General features: G+C 73.0%; 19 protein-coding genes and 1 pseudogene. 13 read left to right on the top strand and 7 right to left on the bottom strand.

Annotation, left to right across the window (positions count from 1 at the left end; genetic code table 11):
- From JS756_RS06970 to JS756_RS06935, 9 genes and pseudogenes are all read left to right on the top strand, one after another.
- Positions 1-821, top strand: an 821-nt coding sequence (locus tag JS756_RS06970; RefSeq protein WP_205382059.1) for an alpha-glucosidase C-terminal domain-containing protein, incomplete at its 5' end; no start/stop codon positions are given.
- Positions 822-847: 26 nt separating this feature from the next.
- The gene (locus tag JS756_RS06965) at positions 848-2,230 is read left to right on the top strand and encodes a maltokinase N-terminal cap-like domain-containing protein (RefSeq protein ID WP_205382058.1); all 1,383 of its coding nucleotides are present in this window, start codon (positions 848-850) and stop codon (positions 2,228-2,230) included.
- Positions 2,231-2,236: 6 nt separating this feature from the next.
- Complete coding sequence (gene glgB, locus JS756_RS06960; protein ID WP_205382057.1) at positions 2,237-4,432, top strand: 1,4-alpha-glucan branching enzyme; 2,196 nt, start codon at positions 2,237-2,239, stop codon at positions 4,430-4,432.
- A gap of 146 nt (positions 4,433-4,578) precedes the next feature.
- A pseudogene (locus JS756_RS36595) lies at positions 4,579-4,755 on the top strand (carboxylate--amine ligase); the annotation flags it as partial.
- A gap of 507 nt (positions 4,756-5,262) precedes the next feature.
- Positions 5,263-7,164, top strand: a complete 1,902-nt coding sequence (locus JS756_RS06955) for an AMP-dependent synthetase/ligase (RefSeq protein ID WP_205382056.1) — start codon at positions 5,263-5,265, stop codon at positions 7,162-7,164.
- Positions 7,165-7,368: 204 nt separating this feature from the next.
- A complete protein-coding gene (locus JS756_RS06950) occupies positions 7,369-7,803 on the top strand; it encodes an ATP-binding protein (protein ID WP_205382055.1) in 435 nt (144 codons plus the stop codon).
- 93 nt (positions 7,804-7,896) lie between these two features.
- Positions 7,897-8,274, top strand: a complete 378-nt coding sequence (locus JS756_RS06945) for an STAS domain-containing protein (protein WP_205382054.1) — start codon at positions 7,897-7,899, stop codon at positions 8,272-8,274.
- A 136-nt stretch (positions 8,275-8,410) separates the two neighbouring features.
- Positions 8,411-9,778, top strand: coding sequence for an NAD(P)/FAD-dependent oxidoreductase (locus JS756_RS06940; RefSeq protein ID WP_307790369.1), 1,368 nt, complete (start codon positions 8,411-8,413; stop codon positions 9,776-9,778).
- 87 nt (positions 9,779-9,865) lie between these two features.
- On the top strand, positions 9,866-12,115 hold the full coding sequence (locus JS756_RS06935; RefSeq protein ID WP_205382053.1) for an FUSC family protein: 2,250 nt from the start codon (positions 9,866-9,868) through the stop codon (positions 12,113-12,115).
- Between the two features lie 17 nt (positions 12,116-12,132).
- Here JS756_RS06935 and JS756_RS06930 read toward each other — a convergent pair whose 3' ends face one another.
- The 3 genes from JS756_RS06930 to JS756_RS06920 all read right to left on the bottom strand — a co-directional run bounded on the left by JS756_RS06930 (position 12,133) and on the right by JS756_RS06920 (position 14,106).
- Entirely contained in the window at positions 12,133-12,561 is a 429-nt protein-coding gene (locus JS756_RS06930; RefSeq protein ID WP_205382052.1) for a hypothetical protein, read from the bottom strand.
- 73 nt (positions 12,562-12,634) lie between these two features.
- Positions 12,635-13,495 (bottom strand): SigB/SigF/SigG family RNA polymerase sigma factor, encoded by an 861-nt coding sequence (locus JS756_RS06925; protein ID WP_205382051.1) that lies wholly within the window; start codon positions 13,493-13,495, stop codon positions 12,635-12,637.
- A 176-nt stretch (positions 13,496-13,671) separates the two neighbouring features.
- Positions 13,672-14,106, bottom strand: a complete 435-nt coding sequence (locus JS756_RS06920; protein WP_205382050.1) for an ATP-binding protein — start codon at positions 14,104-14,106, stop codon at positions 13,672-13,674.
- A gap of 248 nt (positions 14,107-14,354) precedes the next feature.
- Between JS756_RS06920 and JS756_RS06915 the strand changes: the two genes are divergently transcribed.
- Positions 14,355-14,570 carry a hypothetical protein gene (locus tag JS756_RS06915; RefSeq protein ID WP_205382049.1) on the top strand — a complete coding sequence of 72 codons (216 nt, stop codon included), beginning with the start codon at positions 14,355-14,357 and terminating at the stop codon, positions 14,568-14,570.
- A 297-nt stretch (positions 14,571-14,867) separates the two neighbouring features.
- Positions 14,868-15,320: a cyclic nucleotide-binding domain-containing protein gene (locus JS756_RS06910; RefSeq protein WP_205382048.1), complete on the top strand. Its 453-nt coding sequence runs from the start codon at positions 14,868-14,870 to the stop codon at positions 15,318-15,320.
- A gap of 216 nt (positions 15,321-15,536) precedes the next feature.
- Here JS756_RS06910 and JS756_RS06905 read toward each other — a convergent pair whose 3' ends face one another.
- Entirely contained in the window at positions 15,537-16,163 is a 627-nt protein-coding gene (locus JS756_RS06905; protein WP_205382047.1) for a LysE/ArgO family amino acid transporter, read from the bottom strand.
- Positions 16,164-16,240: 77 nt separating this feature from the next.
- Here JS756_RS06905 and JS756_RS06900 point away from each other — a divergent pair, with 77 nt between their 5' ends.
- A complete protein-coding gene (locus tag JS756_RS06900; protein ID WP_205382089.1) occupies positions 16,241-17,140 on the top strand; it encodes a LysR family transcriptional regulator ArgP in 900 nt (299 codons plus the stop codon).
- A gap of 294 nt (positions 17,141-17,434) precedes the next feature.
- Here JS756_RS06900 and JS756_RS06895 read toward each other — a convergent pair whose 3' ends face one another.
- Positions 17,435-18,859, bottom strand: a complete 1,425-nt coding sequence (locus tag JS756_RS06895) for a M1 family metallopeptidase (RefSeq protein WP_205382046.1) — start codon at positions 18,857-18,859, stop codon at positions 17,435-17,437.
- Between the two features lie 334 nt (positions 18,860-19,193).
- On the opposite strand from JS756_RS06895, the gene JS756_RS06890 reads away from it, so the two are divergent.
- Positions 19,194-19,547 (top strand): DUF488 domain-containing protein, encoded by a 354-nt coding sequence (locus JS756_RS06890; protein ID WP_205382045.1) that lies wholly within the window; start codon positions 19,194-19,196, stop codon positions 19,545-19,547.
- 3 nt (positions 19,548-19,550) lie between these two features.
- On the opposite strand, the gene JS756_RS06885 is transcribed toward JS756_RS06890, so the two are convergent.
- Positions 19,551-21,224, bottom strand: a complete 1,674-nt coding sequence (locus JS756_RS06885; RefSeq protein ID WP_205382044.1) for an FAD-binding dehydrogenase — start codon at positions 21,222-21,224, stop codon at positions 19,551-19,553.
- Between the two features lie 13 nt (positions 21,225-21,237).
- Complete coding sequence (locus tag JS756_RS06880) at positions 21,238-21,870, bottom strand: TetR/AcrR family transcriptional regulator (RefSeq protein WP_438817288.1); 633 nt, start codon at positions 21,868-21,870, stop codon at positions 21,238-21,240.
- Between the last annotated feature and the right edge of the window lie 23 nt (positions 21,871-21,893).

The raw sequence follows: 21,893 nt of genomic DNA, 5'->3' as shown, positions 1-21,893 counted from the left end.
GCGAGTCCCGCTACCCCGTCTCCGAGATCCTCGCCAAGACCCCCGCCATCCCCTCCGGCTGCCAATGGGGCATCTTCCTGCGCAACCACGACGAGCTCACCCTCGAAATGGTCACCGACGAAGAACGCGACTACATGTACGCGGAGTACGCCAAGGACCCCCGGATGCGCGCCAACATCGGCATCCGCCGCCGCCTGGCCCCCCTCCTCGACAACGACCGCAACCAGATCGAACTCTTCACCGCACTCCTGCTCTCCCTGCCCGGCTCGCCCATCCTCTACTACGGCGACGAGATCGGCATGGGCGACAACATCTGGCTCGGCGACCGCGACAGCGTCCGCACCCCCATGCAATGGACCCCCGACCGCAACGCCGGATTCTCCTCCAGCGACCCCGGCCGCCTCTACCTCCCCACGATCATGGACCCCGTCCACGGCTACCAGGTCACCAACGTCGAGGCCTCCATGTCCTCGCCCTCCAGCCTGCTCCACTGGACCCGCCGCATGATCGAGATCCGCAAACAGAACCCCGCCTTCGGACTCGGCACCTACACCGAACTCAACTCCTCCAACCCCGCCGTCCTCGCCTTCCTGCGCGAGTACGAGGACGACCTCGTCCTGTGCGTCCACAACTTCTCCCGCTTCGCCCAACCCACCGAACTCGACCTGCGCACCTTCAACGGCCGCCACCCGGTCGAACTCTTCGGCGGAGTGCGGTTCCCCGCCATCGGCGATCTGCCCTACCTGCTCACCCTCGCAGGCCACGGCTTCTACTGGTTCCGGCTCGCCCGAGTCGCATCCCGCATCGGCCGCCGCTCCTAAGCGCGCCGAGGAAAGGACGCGTCACCATGCCGAAGACCGCCCCCCTCCAGCCGAGCAGCACCGGCGGCTCCCTGCATCTGGACTCGCTCGCGGATCTGCTGCGCGAATGGCTGCCTCGGCAGCGCTGGTTCGCCGGAAAGGACCGGCCGGTCACGGACCTGCGTCTGCTGTCGATGACCGAGCTGTTCCCGGGCTGTCTGCACCTGCTCGTGCACGCAGCGCACGCCGGTCATCCACCGCACGCGAACGTGCCCGCGCCCGGTGGGACCCCCCCGGCCGGCGGCGACTGCTACCAGCTGCTGCTCGGTTTCCAGGAGCATCTCTCCCCGCGCCTGGGGCGGGCACTGATCGGACGTGCACAGTCCGGTCCGATGGCCGGCCTCACGGTCTACGACGCGCTCCAGGACCCCCGCTCGGCGCACCTGCTGCTGGAACGGATGCGGCACTCCGGCACGCTCGGCCCGCTGCTGTTCGACTCCGATCCGTCGGTGCGGATCCCCTCCGGGCTGGCACCCCGGCTGCTGGATGCGGAGCAGTCCAACACCTCCCTGGTGTACGGCGACGCGTTCATCCTGAAGGTGTTCCGGCGCGTCCAGCCGGGGATCAACCCCGATCTGGAGGTGCCGGTCGCGCTGGCGGAGCAGGGGTGCAGCCGGGTACCGGCCCCGGCGGCGTGGTTCCGTACGATGCGCCCGCAGGAGGCCACTCTCGGAGTCCTCCAGCCGTTCCTGCCCGACGCCTCCGACGGCTGGACGCTCGCGCTCCAGGCGCTGGCCCGCGGCGGGGACTTCACCGCCGAGGCCCATGCGCTGGGACAGGCCACCGCGGACGTGCATCTCGCGCTCGCCGCGGCCTTCCCGTCCACCGGGCACGCGGACAACGCGCGGATGGCGGCGGCCATGACCGAGCGGCTCGACGCCGCCGCGCACCAGGTGACGGCGCTGGGGCCGCATGTTCCGGGGCTGCGGGCGGCGTTCGGCGCGCTCGTCGGCTGCGACCCCGGACCACCCGCCCAACGCATCCACGGCGACCTGCACCTGGGGCAGGTGCTGCGGGCGGGCCGGGAGTGGTTCGTCATCGACTTCGAGGGTGAACCGTCCCGGCCGCTGGCCGAGCGCCGCAGCACCCACTCGCCGGTGCGGGACATCGCCGGAATGCTGCGCTCCTTCGACTACGCCGCCCGGCAGCGGCGCCCGTGGCGCCCGCAGTGGGCACGCCGCTGCCGCGAGGCCTACTGCGCCGGCTACGCCGGACGCGCGGGCTGGGACCCGCGCAAGAAACACGCCCTGCTGCGTGCCTACGAGACCGACAGGGCGGTCTACGAAGTGCTCTACGAGGCCCGGCACCGCCCGGCCTGGCTTCCCGTACCGATGGCGGCGATCGAGCGTCTCGCCGTGAGAGGAGAATGAGACTCCGTGGCCCTGCGAGACCTGAAGCTGCCCGAGTCGTCCAGTCCGTCCGCCGGGTCGGCCACCGCGGTCGATCCGTCCGACCGGGGGCGCCTGCTGGCGGGATCCCACCACGATCCACACGCGCTGCTGGGTGCCCACCCGGTGCCGGGTGGGTTCCTGTTCCGGGCGCTGAGGCCGTTCGCTCGCTCGGTGAGCGTCGTGATCGGCGGCGAGCCCATGGCACTGACCTCCGAGGGCGACGGCCTCTTCAGCGCCGTTCTGCCGCTGAAGGCGGTCCCGGCGTACACCCTGCGGGTGGCGTACGAGGAGGCCGAGTACGAGGTCGAGGACCCCTACCGGTTCCTGCCCGCGCTCGGCGAGTTCGATCTGCACCTGATCAGCGAGGGACGGCACGAGCAGTTGTGGAAGGCGCTCGGTGCCGAGCCGATGACGCACCAGGGTGTGGCCGGTACCCGGTTCACGGTGTGGGCGCCGAACGCGCAGGGGGTGCGGGTCGCCGGGGACTTCACCTACTGGGACGGCACGCAGTACCCGATGCGCTCGCTCGGCTCCTCCGGCGTCTGGGAGCTCTTCCTGCCCGGCATCGGAGAGGGTGCCCGGTACAAGTTCGAGATCACGTCCCGGTACGGCCACCGCTTCCTCAAGGCCGACCCGATGGCGCGGCGCGCCGAGGTGCCGCCGGACACGGCGTCGATCGTCACCGCCTCGCACTACACATGGGGCGACGACGCGTGGATGGCGCACCGCGGCGACGTGCCGGTGCACGAGGCGCCGTTCTCCGTGTACGAGGTGCATCTGCCGTCCTGGCGCCCCGGGCTGACCTACCGTGAGCTCGCCGAGCAGCTCCCGCCGTACGTCAAGGAGATGGGCTTCACCCACGTCGAGCTGATGCCGGTCGCCCAGCACCCCTTCAGCGGCTCCTGGGGCTACCAGGTCACCGGCTTCTACGCGCCGGCGGCACGGCTCGGTTCCCCGGACGACTTCCGGTACTTCGTCGACGCCTGCCACCGGGCCGGCATCGGCGTGATCATGGACTGGGTGCCGGCGCACTTCCCGAAGGACGACTGGGCTCTGGCCCGGTTCGACGGGGACCCGCTGTACGAGCCCGGGAACGCGCAGCGGGCGGAGCATCCGGACTGGGGCACCTACGAGTTCGACTACGGCCGCACCGAGGTGCGCAACTTCCTCGTCGCCAACGCCGTCTACTGGTGCGAGGAGTTCCACATCGACGGCCTGCGGGTGGACGCGGTGGCCTCGATGCTCTACCTCGACTACTCGCGGGACTCCGGCCAATGGGCGCCCAACGTCTTCGGCGGCAACGAGGACCTCGCCGCGAAGGCGTTCCTGCAGGAGATGAACGCCACCGTCTACCGGCGGGTGCCGGGCGTGGTGACCATCGCGGAGGAGTCCACGGCCTGGGACGGGGTGACGCGGCCCACCGAGGGCGGCGGCCTCGGGTTCGGGCTGAAGTGGAACATGGGGTGGATGCACGACTCCCTGCAGTACATCTCCAAGGAGCCGGTGCACCGCAAGTACCACCACAACGAGATGACGTTCTCGATGATGTACGCCTACAGCGAGAACTACGTGCTGCCGATCTCCCACGACGAGGTCGTCCACGGCAAGCAGGCACTGGTGTCGAAGATGCCGGGCGACTGGTGGCAGCGGCGTGCCGACCACCGCGCCTACCTCGGCTTCATGTGGGCCCACCCCGGCAAGCAACTCCTGTTCATGGGGCAGGAGTTCGCGCAGGGCGCCGAGTGGTCGGAGGCGCACGGGCCGGAGTGGTGGCTGCTGGACCCCGGGTACTGCGCACAGGGCGACCACCGGGGTGTGCAGGACCTGGTGCGGGATCTCAACGCGGTGTACGGCCGGACGCCGGCGCTGTGGCAGCGGGACACCACACCCGACGGCTTCCGCTGGGTGATCGGGGACGCCGCCGACGACAACGTCTTCGCCTTCCTACGCTTCGACGCCGAGGGCGCCCCGTTGCTCGCGGTGTCGAACTTCTCGCCCGTGGTGCGACACGACTACCGCCTCGCCGTCCCGGACGACGTGCCCGCCTGGTTCGAGGTGCTGAACACCGACGCCGCACGCTACGGCGGCGGCGGCGTCGTCCGCACCGCCCCCGTCGAGCCCGAGGACGGGGCGATCCGGATCACCCTGCCGCCGCTCGCGACGGTCTGGCTGACGCCGTAGGCGAGTCCGCCGGCCACCCGGCCGTGTGTGCGGTGGCACCCACCGGGGGTACCCGGTGGGCGCCACCGTCCCAGCGGAAGGGTGCCTCGCGTGCGCACTGTCGGAGTGGAGGAGGAACTTCTCCTGGTGGACCCGGACACGGGTGTCTGCTGGAACACGTCGGTCCGGCCCTGGCCGACAGCGGCGACCTGGAGCCGGCGCGGTCGACCTGCGCGCGGCTGCTGTGCGCCGGAAACGGGGCCCGTGTGCAGCGCGGGATGCTGGAGCGGACCGGCAGCCTGCGGGCAGTCGTGGGCGAGTGCGTGCGCCGCACGCAGGCATGAGGGCTGCTGCGCCGTCGTGCCCCCAGCCGCCGCACGAAAGGGACGGCGGGACGGGACCGGCCGGGCGAGGTCCGCAGCCGCTCGCGCCGCCGCGGACCGCCCGCCCCAAAGGCGTCTTCCCCCCTCGGGGTCGCCGGTCGCTTCGGGCCGGCCGCTCTCCCCGTGCGGCGGGCTCGCCGGCGGAACGCCGGCTGCCGGTCCCGGCGCGGTCGTGACGTGGGGCTCGGCGCGCGACCGGCGCCGCCCCTGCCTGCGGAGTCACCTCGACGGACGGTGGCCTGGGCCCGCCCGCCGACCGGTTGAACGAGGTGTTGAACACGCAGTTCACAGGTCGGATCCGCGGGTGGGGCACCGGCCGGAACACAGCGGAAGGGTCCGACTCGATCAACGGGCGATACCAGTTCTCCTCAACCCGATACCGATCGGCTGTTCCTGGGCTACATTCGACAGCCGTCGACAACGGAACTCAACGGCGGCGTCACACCCCGTACACATCAGGAGCAGCGCATGCGCGACTTCGCCCTCGCTCCCCCGGCCGCCTCCCCCCTGACCGGCGGGCTCGCCGACAGCATCTTCGAGGCGGCGGACCGCCATCCCGTGCTGCCCATGCTCGCCCGCCGCGACCCGGTCGGCGGCGGCTGGGACGAAGTGACCGCGGTCGAAGTCCGCGACCAGGTGGCCGACCTGGCCAAGGGCCTGGTCGCGGCCGGCATCTCGCCCGGCCACCGCGTGGCGATCATGGCACGCACCCGGTACGAGTGGACGCTGCTCTGCCACGCGCTGTGGACGGTGGGCGCCGAGGTGGTGCCGATCCACCCGACGTCCTCACGCGATCAGGTGCAGTTCATCCTGCGCGACTCCGAGTGCGTCGCCGTGGCCGTCGAGGACGAGCAGAGCGTGATGACGGTCGGCTCCGTGTGCGCGTCGCTGCCGAAGCTGCGGCACGTGTGGCAGCTGGACACCGGTGCCCTGGAGGAGTTGGTGGAGCGGGGAGCGGTCATCCCGCTGACGACGGTGGAGTCGCTGCGCCGCATCGTGCTGCCGGACTCCACCGCGGTCGTCGCCTACACGTCCGGCACCACCGGCCGCCCCCTGGGGTGCGCGCTCAGCCACCGCGGGCTGGCCAACCCGTGCGACACGCTGCTGGCGGGCTGGCGGCACACGGTGGTGCCGCCCGACGAGCAGGGGTCCGTGCTCGCCTTCCTGCCCCTGTCCCACGTGTACGGCCTGCTGGTGCAGACCCTGTGCATCCGCGGCGGCCTGCTGATGGGCCACGAGCCCGAGCTGAGCCAGCCGGCGCTGTCGTCCGCCCTGCAGAGCTTCCGGCCGACGTACCTGTGCACCGTGCCCTCGTTCATGGAGAAGCTGTACAAGAGGTTCCTGCGCATGTCCCAGGAGACCGGGCGCGGCGCGCTGTTCGAGCGGGCGGCGCAGACGGCGCGGGACTTCGCGGAGGCCGTGGAGCGGCATCGGACGGGCCGCGGCTCGGGGCCGGGCCTGGACCTGCGTCTCCAGCACGCCCTGTACGAACGCACGGTGTACCGCAGGCTCCGGGCCGCGGTCGGCGGTCGGGTGCTGCGTGCGACGTCGGGCGGCTCGCCGCTGGGCCGCGACCTCGCGCTGTTCTTCGAGGGCATCGGCATCTACGTCAACGACGGGTACGGGCTGACGGAGACCAGCGGCGGCATCACCGCTCAGCCGCTGGGCCGGGAGAAGTCCGGAACGGTCGGGCAGCCGCTGCCGGGCACGGAGATCCGGGTGGCCGAGGACGGGGAGATCTGGGTCAGCGGGCCGTCGGTGTTCCAGGGGTACATCGGCAACGAGGCGGCGACGCGGGCCGCCCTGCGCGGCGGCTGGCTGGCCACCGGCGACCTGGGGCACCTCGATGAGGAGGGGTACCTGACGATCACCGGCCGCAAGAAGGACGTCGTGATCACCAGCGGCGGCAAGAGCGTGGCCCCCGCCGCGCTGGAGCAGCGGCTGCGGATGCATCCGCTCATCCACGAGGCGGTCCTGGTCGGCGACAACCGGCCGTGCGTGGGGGCGCTGATCACCCTGGATCCGGAGTTCCTGTCGTACTGGCGCGCCGGACTCGCCCTGCACGGCGACGCGCCGACCCGGCAGGCACGCGAGGAGAACGCGCTGCGCGACGAGATCGGGCGCGCCGTCGCCGCCGCCAACAGTGCGGTGTCCCGCGCGGAGTCCATCCGCGTCTTCCGGGTGCTCCCGGAACCCTTCGACCACGTGGGGGAACTGCTCACGCCGTCGATGAAGGTGCGCCGCGACGCGGTCGTACGGCACTACGCCGCCGAGATCGAGGCGATGTACGCCGCCCGCGCGCGGCCGGCGCCGCCCGCCCCGCAGGAGGAGGTCCTCGCCTGGGACGACGGGGACGACGTCTTCCGCTGACGGGGCCGCGTTCGCAGGGCGCCGGGCGGAATCGCCGACCGGCCCCGGGGTGCACGGGCATCGGTCCGCCGTTGGAGGTGTGCGGCCCGTGCACCGCGCCGTGCGCCGGGGGTGCCGCGGCGAGGGCCGGGCGTAGGTTGCCCGGGCCGGGGAACCCTGGGAGCGGTAGGACGACCCTGCTCCCGCCCGAGCCGGAAAGACACCATGGCACACGAGCCGCGTGGGGACGAACCGCTGGCGTTCCAGGAGGTCCCGAGCCGCACCACCTGCTTCTCGGGTGAGCCGCACGACGTGACGGGGGCTCGGCTCGCCGCGGAGGAGTACCTCCGTGACCTGGCGCGCGTGACCCCGCCGCGCGCCTCGGAGTGCTACCACGACGTCCTGCTGATCGTCGGTGAACTCGCCGCGAACGCTGTCCAGTACGCGCCGGGGCCGTTCGAGCTGCGGATGCGGCGCACGTTCGACGGCGTGCACGTGACGGTCCACGACTCCAGCAGCGAGCGTCCGGCGCCGCGCCCCTTCCGGCCGAGCCGGAGCGAGGGGGGCATAGGCTGGTACCTGATAGAGACGCTGTGTACGCAGGTCAGCGTGGTGTCGGCCGGGAACGGCAAGGACGTCCACGTCTTCCTGCCCTGGTGAGGCGTCCCGGCCGCCGCGCATGTCCACCCCCGTTCAGGTGTGGCACGGCGCGGTGGGACGCAGGCTGGCCGACCCCACCCGCCGGAGGTAGTCGTGTCCCTGACCCCCGAGCCCCTGTCCGTGAAGATCACCGTGCCCCGGGAGGGCGTCGCCCTGCTGACGTTCTCGGGCCCGCTGGACCACGAGACGGCGCCGGAGTTCCGCCTGCACCTCGCCGACCAGCTCGCGCACGGTCGGCGGCACATCCTGCTGGACCTGGCCGCGGTGCCGTTCATGGACTCGTCCGGGATGAACGCCGTCCTGCGGGTGCACCGCGAGACCCGGGACCTGCCGGGAAGCTTGCACGTGATCGCCCCCGCACCGCCCGTCCGGCGCATCCTGGACCTGACCGGTGTCAGCCAGATGGTGCCCGTGTCGGCCGGTGTCGACGACGCCCTCGCCCTGGTCGTCCGTCAGGACGAGGGGTCCTGAGCGACGGCTCGGGCCCCGGTCGGCCCTGTCGGAGCAGTGGGCAGGACGGGCGGCTGTCCAGGGGGCAGACTGGGGCTGCGTACCCGCGTGCGCCCGGACGCGAACCGGACCGCCTGGAGCCGCAGAAGGGAAGATCATCGTGACACGACCCAGGATCCTGGTGGTGGGCGCGGGCTTCGCCGGAGTGGAGTGCGTGCGGCGACTGGAGCGCAGGCTCTCGCCCGGCGAAGCCGATCTCACCCTGGTGACCCCGTTCGCCTACCAGCTCTATCTGCCGCTGCTGCCCCAGGTCGCCTCCGGAGTGCTGACACCCCAGTCGATCGCGCTGTCACTGCGCCGCAGCAGGAAGTACCGCACCCGGATCATCCCGGGCGGCGCGATCGGTGTGGACCTCGACTCGAAGGTGTGCGTGATCCGCACGATCACGGACCAGGACGTCAACGAGCGGTACGACTACCTGGTGCTGGCACCGGGCAGTGTGACCCGCACGTTCGACATCCCCGGCCTGACGGACAACGCGTTCGGCATGAAGACGCTCGCCGAGGCGGCCTACATCCGCGACCACGTCATCTCCCAGCTCGACCTCGCCGACGCCAGCGGGGATCCGGCCGAACGGGCCGCCCGGCTGCAGTTCGTGGTGGTCGGCGGCGGCTACGCGGGCACCGAGTCGGCCGCCTGCCTGCAGCGCCTGACCCACGCCGCGGTCAAGCGGTACCCGCGGCTGGACCCGTCCCTGATCAAGTGGCACCTGATCGACATCGCGCCGAAGCTGATGCCCGAACTGGGCGACAAGCTGGGTCGCAGCGCCCAGGAGATCCTGCGCCGGCGCGGCATCGACATCTCCCTCGGCGTGTCCGTCGAGAAGGCCGGCCCGACCGAGGTCACCTTCACCGACGGCCGGGTGGTGCCCACGCGCACCCTGATCTGGACCGCGGGCGTGGTCGCGAGTCCGCTGATCGCCACGCTCGGCGCGGAGACCGTCCGCGGGCGCCTGGCGGTCACCTCCGAGATGAGTGTGCCCGGTCACGACGGGGTGTTCGCCCTCGGCGACGCCGCGGCCGTGCCGGACCTGGCCAAGAGCGGCGACGCGGTCTGCCCGCCGACCGCTCAGCACGCGATGCGCCAGGGCAAGGTGGTCGCCGAGAACGTCATCGCCACGCTCCGGGGCCAGGACTTGCGGCCCTACGAGCACCGGGACCTCGGTCTCGTCGTCGACCTTGGCGGCAGGGACGCGGTGTCCAGGCCGCTGGGCCTGGAGCTGCACGGCCTGCCGGCGCAGGTCGTGGCCCGCGGCTACCACTGGTCGGCACTGCGCACGGGCGTGGCCAAGACACGCGTGCTGACCAACTGGACGCTGAACGCGGTCGCGGGCGACGACTTCGTCCGGACCGGGTTCCAGGCACGCAGGCCCGCCAAGCTGAAGGACTTCGAGTACACCGATGCCTACATGACGCCCGAACAGGTGCGGGCCCGCGTGGAGGGCACCGGGCCGGTCGCGTCGTGATGCGCCGCAGGGGACGCGGCCGGGTCCGTGCTCCGCGGTCCGCCGGGCAGCAGGCGCCCCTGACATGAACGGGAGAGCCACGGCGGCGTGAGGGCAGCTCAGCGATCGCTCCGGGCGCGCCTGCGCGATCGGCTCGCGGCGTCCGACCCGGGGCTGCTACGGCTGGTCGCCGGGCTGCGGACGGTGGGCTCCATCGCCCTGACGCTCGCGGTGCTCGCTCCGCTGGGGCTGCCGTTGGGGCTCCTGGTGGCAGGGGCCCTGACGGCGATGGTCGCCACCTTCGCCGTGCGGGAGAAGCAGCTCGGCGGGCAGGCCGTCACCCTCGTGGCGGGACTTCCGGTGGCGATCGTCTCCCTGTCCCTGGGCGCGCTGCTCCACACCCACATGGTCGTCAGCGGTGCGTTCTTCGTCGTGCTGATCTTCTGCGCCGTCTACGGACGCCGCTTCGGCGACCGGGGCACGGCGCTGGGGCTGATCGCCTTTCAGGTCTACTTCCTGTCCCTCTTCGTCGGCGCCACCGTCTCCGATCTGCCGGGGCTGTGCGGCGTGGTCGTCGTCGCCTTCGTGTGCAGCGCGCTGATGCGGTTCGCGATCGTGCCCGCGACGCCCTCGCGGACCCTGGACCGGCTGCGGGAGGCCTTCCGGGCGCGGCTGGCCCGGCTGCTGGAGGCGCAGGTGGAGCTGGTGGACGCGGGGCCGCCGGACGCGGACAAGGCCCTGGCGGGCGTGCGCGAGGGCACCGCGCGGCTGCACGAGACGGCGCTGATGATCCAGGGTCGGCTGGAGGAGGGCACCTCCGACGAGGCCACGGCCCGGCTGGTGCAGCGGCGCATCGCGGACGCCGAGATCGCCGCGGAGCGGCTCTGCCTGCTGCTGCTCAGGGCGCGGGGCACCGAACGGGCGGACACCCTGGCACTGCACCTGCCGGATGCGCCCGTGCCGTCGGCGGGCCTGCTGCCGGTGCGGGACGAGGCGACCGACCTGCTGCGCCGCGACCTGCTGGCGCTGCGGCTGCTGGTGCTGCACCCGGTCGCGGGCGGCGGCACGGCGCTCGCCCACGTCCGCAACCGGCTGCTCGGCTACCGCGACGAGGAGAACCTGCCCCCGGCCGCGCCCACCGTCCAGGACGTCTTCCGCGGGATCGGTGAGACGGCACGGTCGGTGCTGGGGATCAGGACGGTGCTGGAGGGGCCGCAGGACGAGTCCGACGACTCGCCCGCCACGGCCAGCTCCCGCGAGGAGATCCAGGCCGAGGACGCGGCGATCGGCGGGGCCGAGGAGGCCGAACAGGAGGAGGAGAAGCAGCTGACGGGGCTGCGCCGGCCCACCACGCGGGCCGCGGTGCAGGTGGCGGTGGGCTCAGCGCTCGCGATCGCCGGCGGGGAGCTGCTGTCCTCCCAGCGCTGGTACTGGGCGGTGCTGACCTGCTGGATCGTGTTCGTCAACACCTCCTCCACCGGTGAGATCGTGGTCAAGGGCTATCGGCGGCTGGTGGGCACCGTGTTCGGGGTGGTGGCGGGCATCGCGCTGGCGGGGCTGGTCGGGCACCACACATGGACGGCGTTCGCGCTGGTTCTGCTGCTGGTGTTCGCGATGTTCTACACGGCGCCGCTGTCGTACACGCTGATGTCCTTCTTCGTCACCGCGGCGCTGGGGCTGCTGTACACGCTGCTGCACACCTACAGCCTGTCCGTGCTGGTGCTGCGGGTGGAGGAGACGGCGCTGGGTGCGGCCTGCGGGGTGATCGCCGCGGCACTGGTACTGCCGGTCCGCACGGGCCACCGCACCGACGATCTGCTGGGTACGGTGCTGGACCGGCTGGCGGAGGTCACCGGGGCCGCCGTCGGGCAGCTCAGCGGCGGCCCCCCGGAGGAACTGCTGGACCGGGCGCGGGAGCTGGACCAGGCGCTGGCCGACCTGGGCGCGGCCACGCAGCCGCTGACCCATCCGGTCACCCCGCTGCGGACACGGCGCACCACCGCGCGGTACGTGGTGGCGCTGCTGGAGACGTGCGCGTATCACGCGCGGACTCTGGCGGCGACGGCGGAGGTGCTGCAGACGCATCCGTCGATCGCGGCGGATCCCCGGCTGCAGCGGGCGGGCCTGCGCATCGTGGGCAACATCCGGGCGATCGCGGAGCACGTGGCGGACGAGCGCAGCGGGGCCCGGGTGGTCACGGGGCAGAGCATCGCCGCGCTGCTGCAACCCGGCGATCCGGGTACGCCGCGCTACGGCCGGGTCACGGACCGGGTGCTGAGGCACCTGCAACGGCTGGACGAGGCTGTGGTCGGTCTGGCTCGGCCCCTGGGTGTACCGCGCCGGGAGCCCGGTGAGTGACCGGGCCGGGGTCGCGGTCAGAAGTCGGTGGGCAGTCCGCTGGCCTCGGCGATGCCCCGCAGCTGCTCGGTGTCGTGCTGCCGCCTGCGCAGGTGCTCGGCGATCCGGTCCAGGCTCTCCGGGTCCGAGGCGGTCACGGCGTCGGTGACCACGCGGACGTCGGCGCCGTCGACCTCGATCTCGATGACCTGGTTGTCCAGGCGGCCGGTCACGGCGGTGGCGATGACCAGGGCGGCCTCGTCGCGGATCTCCTGGGGCAGGCCTTCGGGCGCGCCGCTCTCCAGGACCAGGTCGACATCGGCCGGGCGCTGCTCGTCGAGCGCCCGCAGCACAGGCTCGACCACGTCGAGCAGCAACCGGAAGTCGTCGCTCTCCATGCGCAGACGCAGCAGGTCGAGGTAGACGTCGACGGGACGTTCCTCCGGCGGAAGCTCTGATTCGTCCATGTTCTCCGTGTTCCCCTGTGCCGGACGCTCAGACCGGGCGGACGGCAGGAGCACCGTGCCGGGCGGCGGCCGATCAGGCGGTCGGGGACTCCCCCGCCGCGGGCCCCGCGGCGGGGGCGCGGCCGAGGGCCTCGGCGCGGACGCGGGCGCAGCTGCGGCTGATCAGGCGGGAGACGTGCATCTGTGAGATGCCGAGGCGGTCGGCTATCCGGCTCTGGGTCATGTCCTCGAAGAAGCGCATGTAGAGGATGGCGCGTTCACGTTCGGGCAGATGCCGCAGGCCCTCCTTGGCGGACTCGCGGTCGACGACCACGTCGTAGGAGGCATCGGCGACGCCCAGGGTGTCGGCGAGGCTGTAGCCGTCGTCGTCGGGGGCGACCTCGGCGTCCAGGGAGAGGGTGCTGAAGCTGTCGAGTGCCTCCAGCCCGGCGGCGACCTCGTCCTCGGTGAGACCGCTGTGGGCGGCGATGTCGGCGGCCGAGGGTTCACAGGCGCCCGGGAGCTGGATGAGGTCGCGGCGGGCCACGCGGACCTTGTTGCGCAGCTCCTGCACCCGGCGGGGGACGCGCAAGGCCCACATCCGGTCCCTGAAGTGGCGCTTCACCTCGCCGGTGACGGTGGGTACGGCGTAACTCTCGAAGGCACCGCGGGCGGGGTCGTAGCGGTCCACGGCCTTGACCAGTCCGAGGGCGGCGACCTGGCGCAGGTCCTCCAGCGACTCGCCGCGGTCGCGGAACCGGCCGGCGATGCGGTGGGCCATGGGCAGCCACGCCGTGACGAGCTCGTCGCGCAGGGCCTCGCGGTCGGGTCCCTGCGGCATGACGGCCAACCGGGCGAACCGGGTGGCGGTGTCGGGGGCGTCGTCGTGGCTCCGAACTGGACGTGGGGTGGGGCGGGTCGGTGCGGTGGGGCGGGTCGGCAGGTCGATGCGCATGCGGATCGCTCCTGAGCAGCGGTGGTGTCAGCAAATGACCGCGGGAGCGGCGCCACGCCGAGCGCCACGAGGGACGGAGCGGCTGCCGGCTCCCGCTGGCGCGCCTCCGGTCCGAAGCACGACAGTGCGTGTGCCCCTCCCCTGCCGGGGCAAACGCCGGCGGGCGGACGGGGTTCTCACAGGGCCGGTACGACGGCGGTGATGCGCTTGCCTCCCGAGGGCAGCGCGCGGATCCGGACGTCGTGGGAGAGCCAGCAGACGATGGGCCAGCCCCGGCCGCCGTTCCGTCGGCGTCCCTGGGCGTCGTAACGGGGTGTGATCACGGGGAGGCGGTCGCTGTGGTCGTCGACGCTGATGCGGATGCCCTCCTCGACGACGTCGACCGCGAAGTCGGCGACGCCCCCTGCGTGCAGGAGGGCGTTGCCCGCGAGTTCCGACGCGACGAGCAGGGCGTCGGAGAGGGCGTCCTCGTCGTACGGCGTTCCCGTCTGCAGGCTCCTTCGGGCCGCGGCGCGCCGCACGGCCCTGCGGACGTCGGCGGGGCACACGGGGCGTCGGCCCCGGGCTGTGGACGGTTCGGCCGATCGGGCGGTCCGGTGCTTCGCGCGCATCCTTTCGCTCCCTGACTGGTTGCGTGGGTCTCGTTCCATGGGTGTCCGTAGAAGTGCCGGACCCCTCTGCCGCACCTGGCGCGTGATCGCGTACCGCGTCTTCCGGTACCGGTCCGGCCTGGCCCCGTCGTCCGGCCGGTCTCCCGCAGCGGGTCCTGTGGTTCGGCTGACCCCTCGCAGCCGTGGCAAACCTCGATACGTTGCGCCGCGCGGGTCGTCCACCGGTCCGTGGCGGGTAGTCGGAGGAGATGACCGATGTCGTGGACGCAGACGAGCTGATGCGCCGGATGCAGCGCGCCCGGGCCCGTGCCGAGCAGGAGGCGCGGGCGGGGGGCGGGCGGGGTTCGGGGGGCCTCGGGGAGGACGAGGCGGCGGTGCGGGCGGTGGCCTACGAGGTGGTGGTGCGGGTCCTGGACGAGATCCTGACTCCCGGGGCCCGGGACGCTCGGGGCGCTCGGGGTTGAGCGGCCGTGCCGGCGGCCCAAGTGAAACAGGTCACTCGACCTGCTTTCGATTTCGCGCCGACACCCGAGATGATTTACCGTTCATCCATACGTGGTGACGGGGTCGACCGGAACCGTCCTCCGTGACCACCGCGTACGGCCCTGGCTGGTTTCCCCCGTCCAGCCAGGGCTTTTTCATGCCCTGGCGGCGAGGACGGGCAGTTGCCCGTTCCGCCGAGGTGCTCTCCGGGCGGTCAGCGGCTGAAATGGGCGTAGGGACAGCACCCGAACCGATCGCCCGGCGAGGAGCCCCGCGCCATGACCAAAGCGACGAAACTGCTCAACGCTCTTCCCCCACCCCAGCGCCGGCGCCTGATGGAGCTCGCGCAGGAGGTGTCCTTCCCGGAGGACGCCCGCATCTTCGAGGCGGGCGGCACGGCCGACCGCTTCTGGGTGGTCCGCTCCGGGGCCGTGTCCCTGACCCAGCAGGTGACTTCGATCCAACGGGTCACCGTCGCCAGCCTCGGAGCGGGCGACCTGCTCGGCTGGTCGTGGCTGTTCCCGCCGTACCGGTGGGACTTCGGCGCGGAGGCCTTCAGCCCGGTGCGCACCTACGAGTTCCAGGCCCAGCCGGTGCTGCGACTGTGCGAGGAGGATCCGGCGCTCGGGCTGACGCTGATGAGGATCGTCTCCGAGATCCTGGCCCACCGCCTGGAGGCCACCCGCAACAAGCTCATGGAGCAGTACGCGATCCACCGCCGGGTCCTGTGAGGGCCACCGCTCCCGCGCGCCTCGGATCCGGTACCGCGCCGTGCGGGCACGGCCGGTCGCGACCAGGGCGGGCATGGCGTGACGGCCGGCAGACGGCACGCGGCTCCGCCACCGCCTCGGTGTCCCGCACCCCCCACCGGGCGCAGGCACCGGCTCACCGTGATCGCCACGCCACCGCGCCGGTCCGGCCGGTCGTCACGCGCCGTCCGCTCCCGCTCAGGCAGTGCCTGCGCCTCCCGCGACCAGTGCGACGCCGAGGCCGATCATCGTCGCGGCCACCAGGCCGTCCAGCACTCGCCAGGCCGCGGGCCGGGAGAGGAACCGTCCGAGCAGCCGGGCGCCGAAGCCGAGCGCCGCGAACCAGCACAGGCTGGCGAGCGCGGCGCCGATGCCGAAGGTCCAGCGCAGCGCGCCGTGGCCGGCGGCGACGGAGCCGAGCAGGAAGACGGTGTCGAGGTACACATGCGGGTTGAGCCAGGTCATCGCCAGGCAGGTCAGGACGGCGCGGCGGCGCGAACCGGTGGCCTCCCCCTCGGCCCGCAGTGCCCCGCCGGGCCGGAGAACTCGGCGCGCTGCGAGGACTCCGTAGCAGATCAGGAAGGCACCGCCGATCCAGCCGACCGCCGTCAGCGCGCCCGGCCACGCCACGACCACGGCACCGACCCCGCCGACGCCGAGGGTGATGAGGACCGCGTCGGACAAGGCGCAGATGCCGACGACGGCGAGGACCGCGTGCCGGCGGATCCCCTGGCGCAGGACGAAGGCGTTCTGGGCGCCGATGGCGACGATGAGCGACAGGCCGGTGCCGAATCCTGCGGCCGCGGCGGCGAGAGTGCTGGGCATGGCGGCGACGCTACGGAATCGATCACTGTGCGTACAGCTAAAGATTCTTACCTATCATGAGCGATCGTGATGACAACATGACGGCGGAACTCCCCCTGGACCAGGTGCGGACCCTGCTCGCGGTGGTGGACGAGGGCACTTTCGACGCGGCGGCGACCGTACTGCACGTGACGCCGTCGGCGGTGAGCCAGCGGGTGAAGGCCCTGGAGCAGCGGACGGGGCGGGTGCTGCTGTTGCGCACCAAGCCGGTGCGGCCGACCGAGTCGGGCCGGGTGCTGGTGCGGCTCGCCCGCCAGCTGGCCCGGCTGGAGCGGGACGCCCGCACCGAGCTGGGGCTCAGCGGAGACGGCGAGTCGACGCGCGTCTCCGTCGCGGTGAACGCGGACTCGCTGGCGACCTGGTTCCTGGACGCCCTCACCCGGGTTCCCGACGAGCTGCGGCTCTGCTTCGAACTGCACCGCGAGGACGAGGACCACACGGCGGCGCTGCTGCGGGAGGGCCGGGTGATGGCCGCGGTGACCTCGTCCGCGGTGCCCGTGCCGGGGTGCTCGGTGCGGGTGCTGGGTCGGATGCGGTACCTGCCGGTGGCGACCCCGGCGTTCACCGAGCGGCATCTGGGCGGTGAGCTGCGCGAGGCGCTGGCCGTGGCCCCGGTCGTGGTGTTCGACCGGCGCGACGACTTCCAGGACGGATTCGTCCGCTCCCTGTGGCAGGGCCGCGGCAGCGCGAGCCCGCGGCGGCACTACGTTCCGACGTCGGAGGGCTTCGCCGAGGCCGTGGCCGCCGGCCTGGGCTGGGGCCTGGTGCCCGAGGCCCAGGCGGCTGCCCCGTTGCGCGCGGGCCGACTGGTGGAGCTGGCGCCCGGGATGCCGGTGGACCTCACCCTGCACTGGCAGCAGTGGAAGCTGGACTCGCCGGCGCTGGCGGCGCTCGCCGAGGCGGTGGCGGACACGGCCGCACAGGCCCTGCGCCGCTGAACGCAACCGCCCGGACCGCAGCACCCCCACCGCGGGCGCTCGGTCCCGCACGTCCCCCCGCCCCGCCCACCGCATCCCGCGCGGCGCCGCCGCCCCCGGGTCGTCGTCCCGGTGGCCGGCCCCGGCGCGGGCCGCGCCGGTCGGTGCCGGAGCCGGCGCAGGGGGGCGGGTGGCGCGCCTGGGCGTCGACCGGGCCGTGTCCACTCGGCACCGGTCCCTTCCGCCGGGTGGGCGGGGGACCCCGACGGAGCCCGGGGAGTGCGGGGTGACGCCGGACGGCGCCGGCCCGGACGATCAGGACAGGTGCGGTCTGCCGGGCGTGTACAGCCAGGTGCGGAACAGGCCGCGCAGGTGCCGGCCCGACTCGCGCTCGGCGAGGCGCACGAACTGCGCGGTGGTGCCGTGGCCGGTGCGGTGTCCGGTCGCCCAGGCGCGCAGGATCCGTCGGAAGGTGCGGTCGCCGACGGCCCGGCGCAGTGCGTGCAGGGCCATGGCCCCGCGGGCGTAGACGGGAGTGCCGAAGAGGTGCGCGCCGCTGCCGGGGTCGCCGGGCGGGAACTCCCACAGGGCGTCGCTCGCGGGCCGGGCGAGGAGCGCGTCGAACTCGGCCTGCGCGCTCCGGCCGCCGTGCTGCTCGGCGTAGAGCCACTCGGCGTAGGTGGCGAAGCCCTCGTTGAGCCAGATGTCCTTCCAGGAGGTGAGGGAGACGGAGTCCCCGAACCACTGGTGGGCCGTCTCGTGGACGAGGGTGCTCAGGTCCGGGGCGGAGTCGTACAGGGGCCGCGTCTGCGTCTCCAGGGCGTAGCCGACGTTCGGGGCGTGGTCGACGACGGAACCGGCCGCGCGGAAGGGGTAGGGGCCGAACATCCGGCTCTCCCACTCCAGGACGGACGGCAGTTGCCTCACCACGGGTGCGGCGGCCTTTGCCTCGCGCGGGTCGACGGCGTCGTACACCGTGATGCCGTCGCGGGTGGTGTATCGGTGCACCCGGAACGTCCCGATCGTGGCGGTGGCGAGGTAGGTGGCCATGGGCTCGGTCTGCCGCCAGCGGAACGTCGTCCACCCGCGCGCGGTGCGGCTGCCGAGCAGGACGCCGTTGGCGACGGCGGTGCGGCCCTCGGGAACGGTGAGCGTGAAGTCGTACGACGCCTTGTCCCGCGGGTGGTTGTTGCCGGGGAACCAGGTCATGGCGCCCTGCGGCTCCCCCGCGACGAACGCCCCGTCGTCGGTGGGGATCCAGCCGTCCGGGGAGCCGTCCGGGTCGGTGACCGGCCCGGGAGTGCCGGCGTAGGCGACGGTGACGCGGAAGGTGCGGCCCCGGTGGACGGGGCGGCGCGGGGTGACGACGAGTTCCTGGCCCCGGCGGCGGAAGCCGGCCTTCACGTGGTCGACGGTGAGGGCCGTGACGGTCAGTCCCCGCAGGTCGAGGTCGAAGCGGGTCAGGTCCCGGGTGGCGCGCGCGGTGAGCACCGCCCTGCCGTCGAGGCGGCGGCTGCCGGGGTCGTAGCGGAGTGTCAGGCCGTAGTGCCGGACGTCGTATCCACTGTTGCCGGCGAGCGGGAAGTAGGGATCGCCCGCACCGGACCCGCCCGTCGTGCCGGCCGCCGCGGGTCCGGCGGCGGCGAGAAGGGCCGCGACGGCGACGGGGACGATGGCCCCCACGACCGTGCGGTCGAGGACGGTGGTGCGTCTGGCGGGCTGCCGCCGGGAGTGCGCCACGTGGTTCTCCTCGGGGGGTGGAGGGTGATCGAAGGCCCACAGCGTACGAGCGTCGGGCAGCGGCAGTCTCCACACGTTCTGGTCAAGTCGTCCGAGGCTGAGGGGTGTTGGCGTCGAAGAGGCGTCCGGGCGTCCCCTCGCCGGCCCGGAGGCGGGCCGGGCGGCGGGCGGGCTCCCGGTGGTTCGGCCCCTACCGCTCCCGCGGGTGCGCCGGAGCGGTGCCCGGCGCCGTGCGGTACGGCGGGAGTGCGCCCACGGGGCCACCCGGCAGGCGGGACCACCGCGTCCGGCCCTAGGCTCGACGGTGTTCCGCAAGCCGTCGAAGGGCCGTGCCATGAGTGTCCGTGTGCGCCGCGTCTACGATCCCGTCGAACCGGACGACGGAACGCGCGTCCTCGTCGACCGGCTGTGGCCGCGCGGGCTGTCCAAGGACGCGGCCCGGGTCGACGCATGGCCGAAGGCCCTCACCCCCTCGACCGAGCTGCGGCGCTGGTACCACGCGGGCGAGGGGTCGTTCGAGGAGTTCCGGGAGCGGTACGGGGCGGAGCTGGCCACCGGGGAGGCGGCCGAGCTCCTCGACAGCCTCCGGGCATCGGTCGGCTCGGGGCCGGTGACGCTGGTGACCGCCTCCAAGGAGCCGGAACGAAGCCATGCGGCGGTGCTGGCCGGCCTGCTGCGGGGGAGGTAGGGCTCAGGCGGTCTGCGCCGCCGCGGCCCGGCCCGCCGCGCGGCCCGAGAAGAGGCAGCCGCCGAGGAAGGTGCCCTCCAGGGCGTTGTACCCGTGCACGCCGCCACCGCCGAAGCCGGCGACCTCCCCCGCCGCGTACAGCCCGTCGACGGGGGTGCCGTCCGCGCCGAGGACGCGCGAGTCCAGGTCGGTCTGGATGCCGCCGAGGGTCTTGCGGGTGAGGACGTGCATCCTGACGCCGATGAGCGGACCGGCGTCCGGATCGAGGATGCGGTGCGGGCCGGCGACCCGGCCGAGACGGTCACCGAGGTAGCGGCGGGCGTTGCGGATGCCCTGGACCTGGGCGTCCTTGCTGTAGGGGTTCGCCATCTGCAGGTCGCGCGCCTCGATCTGGCGGCGCACCTCGGCCGCGTCCAGCAGCGGCTTGTCCGTCAGCTCGTTCATCTTCTCCACCAGCCGTTCCAGCGTGTCGGCCACGACGAAGTCGGCGCCGTGCCGGAGGAAGTCGGCGACGGGGCGGGGAGCGCCCTTGCCCAGGAGCCGGTCGCGCAGCACGGCCTTGCGGTCCTTGGCGGTGATGTCGGGGTTCTGCTCGGATCCGGAGAGGGCGAACTCCTTCTCGACGATCTTCCGGGTGAGGATGAACCAGGAGTGGTCGTATCCGGCGATGTCCTCGGTGGTGCGCAGGTACCTGAGCGTGTTCAGGGTGTCGTAGCCGGGCAGGCAGGGGTCGGGCAGACGGCGCCCGAGTGCGTCGAACCACAGGGAGGACGGACCGGGCAGGATGCGGATGCCGTGGCCCGGCCAGATGGGGTTCCAGTTCTGCAGGCCCTCGGTGTAGTGCCACATGCGGTCGCGGTTGACGAGCCGGGCACCGGCTTCCGCGCTGATGTCGAGCATGCGGCCGTCGACGTAGGCGGGCACGCCGGTGACCATCCGGGCGGGCGGGGTGCCCAGCCGTTCCGGCCAATGGCGGCGGACGATGTCGTGGTCGGCGCCGATTCCGCCGGTGGTGACGATCACGGCCTGGGCGGTGAGCTCGAACTCGCCGACCGCGTCCCGGTTGGAAGCGGCTCCGCGCGGTGCGTCGTCGGCGGCGAGCACGGTGCCGCGGACGCCGCGGGCGGTGCCGCCCTCGACGACGAGTCCGTCGACGCGGTGACGGTGGTGGAAGGTCAGCAGCCCGTCGCGTGCGGCCTGGAGGGCCCGCTCGGCGAACGGCTCGACGACGCCGGTGCCGGTCCCCCAGGCGATGTGGAAGCGGGGCACCGAGTTGCCATGGCCGTCGGCGCGCAGGTCGCCCCGTTCGGCCCAGCCCACGGTGGGCAGCAGCTTGATGCCCTGCCCGTCCAGCCAGGTCCGCTTCTCGCCGGCCGCCCACTCCACGTAGGCGCGGGCCCAGCGCACCGCCCAGGAGTCCTCGTCGTCGAGCCGGTCGAACTGCGCACTGCCCTGCCAGTCGTTCCAGGCCAGGTCGAAGGAGTCCTTGACGCCCAGGCGCCGCTGCTCGGGGGAGTCGACGAGGAAGAGCCCGCCGAAGGACCAGAAGGCCTGGCCGCCGAGGTTGGCGGCGTTCTCCTGGTCGACGAGGGCGACCCTGTGGCCCCTGCTGGTCAGTTCGTGTGCGGCGACCAGGCCGGCCAGGCCCGCTCCGACGACGATGACGTCCGCGTCCATGCGTCCGCTCCCTTCACTGTTCTGAGGTGCCGCTGCCGTCCGTCAGCAGGGCGGTGAGCAGCTGCTTGAGCCAGGCACGCGCGTGCTCGACGTCCTTGTCCAGCAGCAGTTGGGTGGTGACCCCGTCGTAGGCGGCCACCACGGCGTGGGCGGCGCCGTCGGCGCCGCCGAGCACGGCGGGCAGCTCGGTGTGCCCGGCGAGGCGGGCGAGCCGGTCGGCGATGGCCCGCCGCAACCGGTCGCGGTGCCCCAGCAGGGTCCGGGCGACCTCGGGGGCCCTGGCGGCGTGGACCAGGAAGTCGGTCTTGACCAGCAGCCAGTCCACGTCCAGCAGGAGTACCTCGGTGACGCGGTCCACCGACGCGGTCACGTCGAGGTCGGGGCCGTCCACGGCGAGCGCGCCCGCGACCTGCTCGGCGATCAGGTCGGCGCGCTGCCGGTAGAGCGCGAAGAAGAGTTCGTCGAGGCTGGCGAAGTTGGAGTAGAAGGCGCCCCTGCTGTAGCCGGCGGCCTCGCAGACCTCCTCGATGGAGACGCGGCCGAAGCCCCGGGCGGCGAAGACGGTGAACGCGGCGTCGAGCAGGTTGGCCCGCGTCCGCAGCCGCCGCCGGGTGACCCGCGGGGCCGCCGATTCCTCGGTCATCATGTCCCTGCCCTCCGTTCGATACG

It is taken from the genome of Streptomyces actuosus, assembly GCF_016921115.1.
Lineage (GTDB): Bacteria > Actinomycetota > Actinomycetes > Streptomycetales > Streptomycetaceae > Streptomyces > Streptomyces actuosus_A.
The sequence above is the reverse complement of the archived record's forward strand: the minus strand, read 5'-3'. Positions and strand labels throughout refer to the sequence as shown.

Coding starts and splice junctions, on each gene's coding strand:
- JS756_RS06965 (WP_205382058.1), top strand. CDS start 848: ATGCCGAAGACCGCCCCCCTCCAGCCGAGCAGCACCGGCGGCTCCCTG.
- JS756_RS06955 (WP_205382056.1), top strand. CDS start 5,263: ATGCGCGACTTCGCCCTCGCTCCCCCGGCCGCCTCCCCCCTGACCGGC.
- JS756_RS06950 (WP_205382055.1), top strand. CDS start 7,369: ATGGCACACGAGCCGCGTGGGGACGAACCGCTGGCGTTCCAGGAGGTC.
- JS756_RS06930 (WP_205382052.1), bottom strand. CDS start 12,561: ATGGACGAATCAGAGCTTCCGCCGGAGGAACGTCCCGTCGACGTCTAC.
- JS756_RS06925 (WP_205382051.1), bottom strand. CDS start 13,495: ATGCGCATCGACCTGCCGACCCGCCCCACCGCACCGACCCGCCCCACC.
- JS756_RS06920 (WP_205382050.1), bottom strand. CDS start 14,106: ATGCGCGCGAAGCACCGGACCGCCCGATCGGCCGAACCGTCCACAGCC.
- JS756_RS06915 (WP_205382049.1), top strand. CDS start 14,355: ATGACCGATGTCGTGGACGCAGACGAGCTGATGCGCCGGATGCAGCGC.
- JS756_RS06910 (WP_205382048.1), top strand. CDS start 14,868: ATGACCAAAGCGACGAAACTGCTCAACGCTCTTCCCCCACCCCAGCGC.
- JS756_RS06905 (WP_205382047.1), bottom strand. CDS start 16,163: ATGCCCAGCACTCTCGCCGCCGCGGCCGCAGGATTCGGCACCGGCCTG.
- JS756_RS06900 (WP_205382089.1), top strand. CDS start 16,241: ATGACGGCGGAACTCCCCCTGGACCAGGTGCGGACCCTGCTCGCGGTG.
- JS756_RS06890 (WP_205382045.1), top strand. CDS start 19,194: ATGAGTGTCCGTGTGCGCCGCGTCTACGATCCCGTCGAACCGGACGAC.
- JS756_RS06885 (WP_205382044.1), bottom strand. CDS start 21,224: ATGGACGCGGACGTCATCGTCGTCGGAGCGGGCCTGGCCGGCCTGGTC.
- JS756_RS06880 (WP_438817288.1), bottom strand. CDS start 21,870: ATGATGACCGAGGAATCGGCGGCCCCGCGGGTCACCCGGCGGCGGCTG.